The organism is Streptomyces sp. NPDC008139 (assembly GCF_042957025.1).
GTDB lineage: Bacteria > Actinomycetota > Actinomycetes > Streptomycetales > Streptomycetaceae > Actinacidiphila.
The window spans coordinates 1-9,712 of the sequence record NZ_JBIBHM010000012.1; the positions used below are offsets into that span (position 1 = coordinate 1).

At 66.2% G+C, this 9,712-nt stretch carries 9 protein-coding genes and 1 pseudogene; 3 read left to right on the plus strand and 7 right to left on the minus strand.

All coding sequences use genetic code 11. The features are described 5' to 3' along the window. Window positions 1–206: 206 nt before the first annotated feature. The 6 genes and pseudogenes from ACFZBB_RS24830 to ACFZBB_RS24855 all read right to left on the minus strand — a co-directional run. Window positions 207–414, minus strand: a pseudogene (locus tag ACFZBB_RS24830) (ARMT1-like domain-containing protein); the annotation flags it as partial. 109 nt (window positions 415–523) lie between these two features. After that, complete coding sequence (locus tag ACFZBB_RS24835; protein ID WP_391126310.1) at window positions 524–1,078, minus strand: flavoprotein; 555 nt, start codon at window positions 1,076–1,078, stop codon at window positions 524–526. 108 nt (window positions 1,079–1,186) lie between these two features. Beyond that, complete coding sequence (locus ACFZBB_RS24840; RefSeq protein ID WP_391126313.1) at window positions 1,187–2,140, minus strand: FAD-dependent oxidoreductase; 954 nt, start codon at window positions 2,138–2,140, stop codon at window positions 1,187–1,189. Between the two features lie 63 nt (window positions 2,141–2,203). After that, on the minus strand, window positions 2,204–3,106 hold the full coding sequence (locus ACFZBB_RS24845; protein ID WP_391126316.1) for an FAD-dependent oxidoreductase: 903 nt from the start codon (window positions 3,104–3,106) through the stop codon (window positions 2,204–2,206). 4 nt (window positions 3,107–3,110) lie between these two features. Next, a complete protein-coding gene (locus ACFZBB_RS24850) occupies window positions 3,111–3,680 on the minus strand; it encodes an isochorismatase family protein (protein WP_391126319.1) in 570 nt (189 codons plus the stop codon). A 39-nt stretch (window positions 3,681–3,719) separates the two neighbouring features. After that, complete coding sequence (locus ACFZBB_RS24855; protein WP_391126323.1) at window positions 3,720–4,805, minus strand: multiprotein-bridging factor 1 family protein; 1,086 nt, start codon at window positions 4,803–4,805, stop codon at window positions 3,720–3,722. Between the two features lie 367 nt (window positions 4,806–5,172). Here ACFZBB_RS24855 and ACFZBB_RS24860 point away from each other — a divergent pair, with 367 nt between their 5' ends. The 3 genes from ACFZBB_RS24860 to ACFZBB_RS24870 all read left to right on the plus strand — a co-directional run bounded on the left by ACFZBB_RS24860 (window position 5,173) and on the right by ACFZBB_RS24870 (window position 7,552). Beyond that, the gene (locus ACFZBB_RS24860; protein ID WP_391126326.1) at window positions 5,173–5,457 is read left to right on the plus strand and encodes a hypothetical protein; all 285 of its coding nucleotides are present in this window, start codon (window positions 5,173–5,175) and stop codon (window positions 5,455–5,457) included. Further along, window positions 5,454–5,879, plus strand: a complete 426-nt coding sequence (locus ACFZBB_RS24865) for a hypothetical protein (RefSeq protein ID WP_391126329.1) — start codon at window positions 5,454–5,456, stop codon at window positions 5,877–5,879. Before ACFZBB_RS24860 ends, ACFZBB_RS24865 begins: the two co-directional genes overlap by 4 nt. A gap of 278 nt (window positions 5,880–6,157) precedes the next feature. After that, window positions 6,158–7,552 (plus strand): hypothetical protein, encoded by a 1,395-nt coding sequence (locus ACFZBB_RS24870; protein WP_391126331.1) that lies wholly within the window; start codon window positions 6,158–6,160, stop codon window positions 7,550–7,552. Window positions 7,553–7,719: 167 nt separating this feature from the next. Here the strand turns inward: ACFZBB_RS24870 and ACFZBB_RS24875 are convergent, their stop codons facing one another. Continuing rightward, window positions 7,720–9,570: a DUF262 domain-containing protein gene (locus ACFZBB_RS24875; protein WP_391126334.1), complete on the minus strand. Its 1,851-nt coding sequence runs from the start codon at window positions 9,568–9,570 to the stop codon at window positions 7,720–7,722. Window positions 9,571–9,712: the final 142 nt, after the last annotated feature.

Consider the following 9,712-nt stretch of genomic DNA (forward strand, 5'->3'; position numbering starts at 1 on the left):
AACTCTTCCGGATAGGGCTTGGGCACAGCGACATCCTTCCCACCTGCCATACAGGGCAAGCCAGTTCAGATGTCACCCGATCGTGCGGCAGACCCCACCTTGTTCCCGCGCGACCTGCATCGCTTGACGCCCTGACCGTGACCGGACGCTGGTGGCTTGGGGCTTTCTGCACAGCCCGAAGCCACCGGGCCGGTCAGGGCCGGAAGCAGATCGCCAGGCGTATCGACGTACGGCAGCGGAGTGCAGGAGAAGGAGTGGCTGCGCACGCTCAGCCGACCGCTGGTGAGCGCCTCTCAGCCGGGCGCCGATCTTCCCGACCTGGCCCGGGGCGTCGGTGATGCGGCGCAGGCAGTCGACGACGTCCGCAGTCGTGGCGTCGGACACCTAGTACGGATATGGCTTGCCGTGCAGCACATGCAGTGAGGCATCGACTCGGACCTGCGCGATCTCCCTCTGCTCGGCGAGCGACCACTGGCCCTCACACTCCGGAACGAGAGAACGCTCGCTCGGCCGGAAAGGGTGCTTACCGCCGCGCGTCCACAGCTGGGCCGAGCAGTTCCAGCGCCTCCTCCCAGCGGAACCGATCAGCGCCCTCGCCCGCCTTCGGCGGGTGCGGCTCGTAGGAACTGACCATGACGCCCATCCCGCGCAGCCGGTCCAGGCTCTCCTGGTAAGCGGGATGCGCGGCCATGGCCGAGTTCACGTACGGCAGCACAGCCGTCGGAATGCCAAGTCCGTACGCCTCGCAGAGAATGCCCAACGCCAGCGTGTCGGAGACCCCGGCCGCCCATTTGTTGATCGTGTTGAAAGTCGCCGGCACCACGGCGATGGCGTCCGCAGGCGGAAGCGGCCGCGGGTCGCCGGGCAACCGCCACGCAGACCTGATCGGGTAACCCGTCTGCGCCTCGACGGCCGCGGCATCAATGAAACCAAGCCCCTGCGGGGTGGCAACCACCCCAACGCCCCAGCCGCGGCCCTGCGCCATGGTGATCAGCGTGCCCACGTCCCCCGCGACACCCGCCGCGCACACCACGACGTACAGGAACGGCTTCGGTCGCTCGTCCAACGACTCGTTCATAGGCAACTCCCTGCTCGACGGTGGAGCACGGGGGTGCGCTCCTTGGGCCGTAACGGCGAACGGGCGCAGCGTTGTCCACCGCGCCCCTGAGCGGCTCGTTGTCCCTCGTCACCGCTCACCGAGCAGGGTCAGAACGTTCTCGGCGCACCCCCAGGACAGCGTGACGCCCGCCCCGCCGTGGCCGTAGTTGTGTACCACCAACGTCCCATCCGCCAGCCGATCAGCCTCGACTCGCACCTTGCTCAGGGTGGGCCTGGCTCCGACGCGGCCGCCGAGGACCCGCGCCTCCGCCAACCGCGGCTCAATCTCGGCGCACCTGCGCAAGATCGCCGACGCTGCCTCCTCGTCCGGTCCCAAGTGGCCCTCACTGTCGATCGCCGTGCCACCGAGTACGACGGTGTCGCCGTGCGGATAGATGCACAGGAGGTCCGGCGAGTTGCCGGTGTCCTCGGAGAAAAACTCGGTCAAGCCGGGGTTCGAGACGACGACGTGCTGTCCGCGGATCGGACGCAGGTCTGGGTCCGGTACGAGAGCGCGGGAGCCGAGGCCAGTGCAGTTGATGATCGCCGAGGACCGACCGGCTTCGGCGAGGGAGCCGAGGGTTCGCTGCTCAACGGTTCCTCCGGCCCTGCGCAGGCGCTGCTGGAGGTAGGCAAGGTAGACCGGCATGTCGATGAGGGGCACCGTGAACCGGTAGCCGGCGGTGAATCCACGCGGGAGTTCGGCCGGCTTGCACGGACGGAAGCCAGGCAGCGTTGTAGCCCAGTCCGGCGCGGTTTCGGCTGTGCGGGAGGCTTCGATGCCGCTGGTGAGCCGCACCCCTGTGGCCGAGTCCTCGCTCAATGTCCCGAAGATTTCCCGCGACCGTTGACTCCAGTGATCGACCTGGTCCTTCGGTTCTACCAGGTACGGTCCCCACATCGCCCCCGCAGCAAGTGATGTGGCCCCGGGAAGCCGATCGCAGACCACATGAATTCGCCAGCCGCTCTCGGCGAGCAGCACCGCCGTGGTCAGTCCGACCACACCGGCTCCAACGACCACAGCGCGCCTCTCTGAGGTCACGGGACGACCCTAACGGCTCGTGACATGAGGGGGTTCGAGCGCTTCTCGTTCGCGTGCCGCACGTTACGCAGACCCCACACCCCGCAGGCCGTAGTACGCCCCCAGGGCGGCCTCGCTCCCGGAGCCGGTAGCGGCCATGATGCGCTGGAAGCGGGAGGAGCGCAGGTCACCGGCGGTGAGGATGCGCGGGTGCTGGCGGTCCGGCGGGCAGTAGCCGGTGCTGTCGGGCACCAGGGCACCTTGCGGCGGTCGGGGGGCGCTCCCCAGGTTGAGGTAGGCAGCGTCGGCAGTCCCCGCACCGCGATGGCCGTCTCGCCCGAGCCACTCAGCGGTGAACGCCGAAGCACCGCCCGCCTGCACCGACAGGCGGGTGACCGGGAGCAGGGTGACGCGGGCGTCCTCGCGTACTTCGTCGACCTTGTAGTCGTCCTCTGGTGGATACGCGACCAGGACCGTCGCGTCGAGAGTCGGGTGAGCGCGGAGGAACGTGCCGAGGGGGCGGTCGGCGCCGAGTACGAGGAGAGGACCGGCCACTGTGTCGGAGACCTTGGCGCCCCAGAGGGTGGGCAGGTCCAAATGGCTTCCCACCATCAGCCACGAGGCCGCCGAGACGGGGACCGGTCCCACGCCGGTGGCCACGACCGCGTAAGAGCCGCTTACGGAGCGGCCGGTATCCATCGTGACCGCCACGTGGTCGTCGTAGGCACGGACCTCGGTCACCCGCGCGCCGAGGTCCACCTCGCAGAGTTCGGTACGGGCGATGTCCTCCGCGACGGCGGCTGCGAGTTCTGTCCCGCTGGTGTGGCCGCCCACGACGTTGTTGATGGCGGCGATGTGCCGGAGCTTGGCGCAGAGGGCGTCCGGCTCGATCAGCACGGACCGCATGCCGACACTCGCGGCCATCACCGCCGCCGCGCAGCCGGCCGGGCCTCCCCCGACGATGACCAGGTCCGTGATCGCTGTCATGGGGCTATTCCAGCACCGGGACTTCGAGCCTCGGGGCGAGTTGAGCCAACAGGTCCTCGGTGGTGATCAGTTGGCGTGGTCCGATGAGGCGGCGGGCGACAGTGAGGCCGGCATCGTGGACAGTGGGCCCCGCGTCACTGGCGGAGGCGTCGGTGAGGACCCAAGGCGCGTAGCCCCGCTCGAAGGCATCTACCGCGGACTTCAGAACGCAGCTCTCGGTCGCGATGCCGCAGAAGACGAGATCGGTCCAGCCCGCGTCGCCAAGCAGGGCGACCGCCTCGTCGGTGAACAGGGTGTAGCCGGCCTTGTCGAGCACGGCACAAGCGGACGCAGCCTGGTCTGCCAGCTCCGTAACGATGTCCGTCTCCGGTGGGCTCTGCAACCGGCTCCACCCGAAGAACCGCTCGAAGGGGCTCTCGGGATAGTTGCGATAGCGGGTGAAGACGACGGGACGGCCTGCGGTGGACCACCGTGAAACGAGGCTGGAGATCACAGGAACGACGTGTCGGCTGTTGTGGTTGGTGAAGCCGTTCTGCACGTCGACAACGATCAGGGCCGCGCCGTCGATGTCCACCGCGGCATCCGTAACCTCCATGGCGTTGTTCTCCCGTCGTCAGCCCACACTGTCCCGGAGAGCGTCCTGCGCGGCACGCAGTCGTTCCGCGAGTCCGCTCGTCTTCATGATGGCCTCTCTCATGAGGACATGCTGCGCGGTCTCCCGCGCTCGGGCGGCGGTGAGACGGGAAGACGCCGCCCGGAGGAACCGCCAGCCGAAGTCTTCGTGGGTCGAAGGGTCCTGGCCGTCCTCCACGAGTTGCTGAATCTGACCGGAGAAGCACCACAGTGCCTGGACGGTGAGTTCGCAGTCGACGAGTTCGTCGATCGTGAGGCTGCGCTCGTGCGAATGAGCGGCGTAGGCGACTCCGGACCAGCCCGCGTAGCCCGTGGACACACCGCGCACGCCGAAGGAGACGACGTCGGGGTGGTCGAATCCCCCGGCCAGCAGGGACTCCTCGACGGAGGAGTGGAGCGCCGTCGGCCCACTGGGCGTACCGCGGTCGACCAGCACGGAAGGTGTGGACAGCAGCCGCAGAGCGGTGTCGAATTCCGGGCCAGTGGTCCACGGGTCCGACGTCACCCAGTACAGCGAGAGGATGTACTCGGGGTCCGGCTGTTCGCCGGGACCGACCTGCAGCAGATCCCGCATCACGGATCCGGCCCACGGCAGGTCGGAAGCGTAGGAGCGGTACCTCCATACGGCCAGCTCCGTCAGCGATTGCGGCGTCCGTTGCTGGACGAGGTGGAAGACAACCACGCCACAGGCGAAGGCGTGCAGGGTGCAGACAGCGCCGTCGTCCGCGTGGTCTACACGGGCCCAGGACGACTCCAGCCAACTGTCTTCCGAGCCTGCGTTCATCCCGGCCCGAAGGTGTCGCGCCTGCTCCGTCCCGACGAAGACGGGCAGGAACTTGTGCGAGTCGACCCGTATGTGCGCCGTCTTGGGGGCGGCGACCGCCGGCCCGCCCAACGCCTCGGTGAAGCGTGCCCTGATCTCGTCCGAGGAGCGTGCCAGAGCCGTATCGAGCACCGCCTGCGAGTCAGGTCGCGGCGTGTAGTCCTCCCCGCCCGCCTCCCACTTGGAGATGACGCGGTCGCTGACGCCCAGGTGCGCGGCGAAGTCCCGGATGCTCATCCTCATCGACGCACGAAGCAGTCGGGCTTCCCGTCCGGTCCAGCTCTGCACTGTGGCCATGGCGGCTCCATCCCCCTCCCGCACGGCGAAATACCCAGCGTAACGAGTCGTGTTCGGCAGCGGTACAGCGTTTGTGCGGCATCCGTACGTCACTTCCGGTCACCGGTGTGCAGCATGCTGTTCCCGCGGCCGACGCCGGTCGGCCTCGAAGACCCCATCCGCAGCGAGGAGTTCTCCGCATGCCCGAGATCGTCAAGCGCAACGCCCGGGCCATCCTGCTCGACGGAGACGAGCTGGTGCGCCGGAGGTCCTGGCGGAGGTCCTGCCCGGGCTTTGCCGTATCGCGCTGGAGGCGGCGCTCCACGAGGTCGTCATGCGGCGGGTGTTCAACCGGGATACGCCGTCGTGGAAGACGGCAAAGATCGAGGAGTCCCTCAGCAAGGGTGGGAAGCTCGTGCAGCTCGCGTCGCTGGCACTGTTCGGCGAGCGGCGCGCTGACGGCGTGGTTTACGCCGAACTCACGCAGCAGCTCGGGGCGGAGGCGTCCCAAGTCATCGGCTGGTGCAACCGGGGCTCGCACACGGCCGTCGACGTCAGCGACCCGCCGGCCCGGATCGACCGGACCGCGCGGGTCGCGAAGGGGTTGAGGCAGCTGTGACCCCAGCAGAGCGGCTGTCGACGGTCGACGCGCTCCTGGTCACCGGCGGCGCTGCCGACGGCAGCAGGTCGTCCGGTTCCGCCGATGGATCCGCGGTTGCCATGCCGATTGCAAGCGCCCGCACGGTCCACACGCGCGCAGCTGCTTTTCTCCTGCGGCGTGCGCTGGACGACCGGTTGAACGCCTGTCTGCAGGCACACCGCCCCGTACTTCTGCGCTGCAGCATCCGCACCAAGACCGCATGGCTGGCCCAGCAAGCCGGATCCGCCCTGGCGGGACGCTACGCCGCCACCTGGCACGGCCTCAGCCTGGCGTGCCACTACCACTGCTCGGTCCTTCCTCCGACGCCCGCGGAACTTCGCGGATGGCGGGACGACGTGGCGGCGGTCCTGCGGGAGCTGTCGGAGTCGCCTACGCTCTGAACGCTGTGTACGGCGACGAACCCCCGTGGCCGACGCCGAGCGGCGCACGCCGCTCACGCAGGCGACGCGCACAAGGTCGTCTGCTGCCCAACCGCTTCGCCGGGGGCCATCAGCTTCCCGTAGGAACGCGCGCCTGGGCATCAGCATGCGAGAGGCCGAGGCGGTCGCAACGTCACCGTTCTACGTGGCACTGCCAACGCGGACGCAAACCTGAGTTGAATCAGTGGCCCGCACAATGGGTACCGAGATAGGGTGGCAAGGTGCCTTTCATAGTAAACTTGAACTCGGGCGAACTCGACGCCAACCGAGCGAAGTTCAGGATCGAACAGCGGTTCACCAAATCTCGCCCCAAGAGCTTGAACATTGATGCGTCGCTCGATGGACCACCCATTGTCCTCTTGATCGGTGAGGCGCCGTCTACAACAGGCGGGACGCGCTCTCGGTGGCTCGCCTGGCTAGGGATCGCCGCTCGTCATGGCACCGTCGGAGCGGTTGATAAAAGTATCACTGTCGATCCCCTCCGCGAATGCATGGCCGTCATCCCGTTCGACGGTCAGAACGGCATACTCAGTTCCATTCCCGAGCACTTACGAAGTGAATTCGATCTAGCTGCTCAGCCGGGCACTGTCGGTGTCTGCAGCAACGCCGTGTGGCAGGCCGTGGAGCGTGCGCTCCGCGCTAGGTTCCCAGAACTGGGTGACCTCCTTGACTGGCTACTCGCCCAAGCCGATCCCCCTGTATTCGAAGACAATCCAGCCGACCAATCCTGGCAAGAACAACGCGACGCCACAGGAAGCTTGCTCCGCCTGGCCGACTTCCCCCTCTCCGCTCTATCCGCGTGGCGTCGCCCACCATCAGGCGACGATCCATACACCGCCGGACTGATTCCTCAGCCCGTCGAGCACAGCCTCATCGACTACGACGTCCGTGTCGCTGGAGATGCGTTCGGCATGTTCAGCGAATGGCAGCAAGGCAGCGGTACTCGTTGCGACATCCACGTGCTGCACGATGCATCGGGTCGGCGGCTTGAGGTGGTCAACGTCAACGCCACGCCGGTAGAGTCTCGGCTCGGCACCGACATGCTCTATTACCACGAGCCCACAAAGAGCTTCGTGTTCGTCCAGTACAAGCGCCTTCATCCAGATACTCGATCCATCTATGTGGATGAGCGGTTGCGAGGTCAGCTCGACCGGCTCGAAGAGACAGCGCAGTTGAGCAACCCCCCCTCTCAACCAAGCGAGTGGCGTCTTGGCGGAGACCCCTGCTTTCTGAAGCTCGCCTATTGGCCACGGAACACGGAGAAACGTCCAGCCCAAGGGCTCAGTCCGGGCATGTACCTGCCCGTCTCGTACATCCGACTACTACTCAAAGACGATTGCACGCGGGGTGCAAAGTCAAATAGTACGGCGCGCATCCTCGGATACGACCAGGTAGAACGATACCTCACAGGCACACAGTTCATCGACCTCGTCAAGAATGGACTGGCAGGGACCGTAGGTACCACGAGGGAACAGTTGTACGCGCTGATCAAAAGGCGCGCACTGGCAGGTCAAAGCGTAGTGATGGCCACCGAGTCCAGCGAAGAATCGATTCGAGCTCGGCAGACTCGCGTACGCGATCGGGGAGCCAAACACAGGACCTATATCCATCGCACCTACAGACAGGACCGATAGAGGGATTGGAAGGTGCGACAGAAGTGGGTTCCAAAATCCCCTAACCCCAAGCGCTTTGCGTGGGTCCGAAGAGGGAGAGTGAGGGGACTCCTCGGCGTGTTCTGATCGGACTCAAAATTCGTTTGCCGGGGTATGCCGTACACCCCGACAGCACTGGGCGCCCCCCGTTATGTGGGAATAACGCCTACGTTGGCATTGGCCTCAAGTAGTTGCCCGGCCGACGGCCAAATTTTGACGGCCAGCGACGCAAGGTACGCGCCACGCTCCCGGATACGGTGCTCGTCCCAGGTGACCGCCCACCCCTCGGCAGCCGCGGTCGGTGGAGGGTTGAGCAGCGTGCCATGGGTGAGGCGGAGCAAGCTGTGTTCTCCTAGCCAGCGCTTCTTGTCATGCCACCCCATATTGCCGAGGGCCGGGTTGAGGCGGGCCGTGACGAGGGTGAGGTTGCCCAGGGTGTGGACGAGTTCGTGACGGTCGGCGCCTTCGCCGGCGTCGTCCGCCAGCACAGGCCAGTTCTCTTCCCAGCTCTGCGGCATGACGTGCTCGATGGTGAGCTTCGCGCCGAAGTGCTCGCCGACAGGGACGGTGAGCTGTTCGGTGTGCCCGGTACGGAGTTCGTCCTCAAGGCCCTCAAGGAGGATGCGGACCCGATGCCGATAGAGGCGGGCGTAGATGGGGTCCTGTTCCAGAGCGGCCTGAAACGCGGCATCGGTCGGCCATTCGCGGTGCTGCCCCTGCATCGCACGGAGAGCGTCGATGATCAGTTCGTCGGCCCGCTCGGGCCCCTGCGAGGCAGCAGCGACGAGATCGCGGAACACGTGGTTGTAGTCACGGTTACTCAGGTTGAGGACGGCCCGGCGGACGATATAGCTGTCGATGGCCCTGACGGCCCGCTCCCGCCGCTCAGGCGGCAGTACGGCGTCACCCAGTCCGTAGAGGAACAGCAGAAGGGGCATGGGGGTGGAGGTCTGCAGGACCTTCATCCTGTACACGAACCTTCCCTCGACGCCGTCGAGTGGATGCTGGTCGATCCGGTCGTAGATCTCGGCATACTGTGCCAGTTCCGCGAAGACGTCTTCTGTCGCTGGAGCATCTGACCTCAGCCAGTGCTCGAACTCCTTGAACAAGGCGGAGGACGTGAATTCGCGGCGGGTCCTCATGGTGAGCCAGTAGGTGAGGAAGACATCGAGCCGGCTGCGGGTGATGCGCCCTGTGGTCTGTTCCACCCGCCACTCCGCCTGGTCGAACGGAGACCAGTAGGTCTTGTAGAGCCGGTCGACGTCAGCCCCGGCGTGCTCGGCGTCGCGGAAGAGTAGGTTCTTCACCAGATCCGCATGCTCCAGTGGTGTGCCGCGGCTGTTGAGCGTCTCAAACACGACCTGGGCGTCGTCGTGCTCCTCCAGATCGATGATGACCAGGCGTAGCTGCTCCCGCATCGTCTGGACCAGGGCACTGAGACGATCTTCCGGCTCGGCTGCCTCTGCCACCCAGGTGTCGATCTCCTCCCGGAAGTAGCTCACCGCCTGAGCCAGGACGCCGGCGCCGCCCTGCCCGCTCATGACAGCCCTGAACTGATCCCGGTCCGCATTAGTGGGCCAGACCTTGTATCGGTGGTCCGGGTGCAGACCGATATCGAACAGGTCCTCGTCGTTCTCGAGGAACTTGCTCAGCAGACGGACGGAGCGCTCGTGGTCCATCCCCGCCGCAGACAACCGGGCTGCGTACAAGAAGAGCTGCAGGGTCGTGAGCCGCTGCTGCCCGTCGATGACCTGCCGTGTCTCCAGATTCGATGACAGGTACGGCGTCGTGTCGAACACCACCGCACCCAGGAAGTGCGGCGCCACGGTATCCCCGCTGTCACCCGCTCGCTCCGTCCGCTCGATCACTCGACGGATGTCTTCCCACAGCGCTGTCCAATTCTCGTCCCTGTTCCAGACATACGGTCGCTGGAACAGCGGCACTGTGTACCGCACGTCCTTGCCGAAGATCCGCCGCAAGTCGACCGTATCCGCCTTCACGGACCGCCCCTTTCGTCCAAGATTCGCCACCTACGGTATCGGCCAACTCGCTGCCAACGCTGCCAGTTGGTCAACTCGTCGTCCACGTTCGTCCCCGACGGCGCCACCCGGGCTCGCCCAGTCTGCCTGCATTCGGGACGAG

Bases quoted from the DNA above. Each gene is read 5' to 3' on its own strand.
- ACFZBB_RS24855 (WP_391126323.1), bottom strand. From the start codon at position 4,805: ATGAGGATGAGCATCCGGGACTTCGCCGCGCACCTGGGCGTCAGCGAC.
- ACFZBB_RS24845 (WP_391126316.1), bottom strand. From the start codon at position 3,106: ATGACAGCGATCACGGACCTGGTCATCGTCGGGGGAGGCCCGGCCGGC.
- ACFZBB_RS24860 (WP_391126326.1), top strand. From the start codon at position 5,173: ATGCGGCGGGTGTTCAACCGGGATACGCCGTCGTGGAAGACGGCAAAG.
- ACFZBB_RS24835 (WP_391126310.1), bottom strand. From the start codon at position 1,078: ATGAACGAGTCGTTGGACGAGCGACCGAAGCCGTTCCTGTACGTCGTG.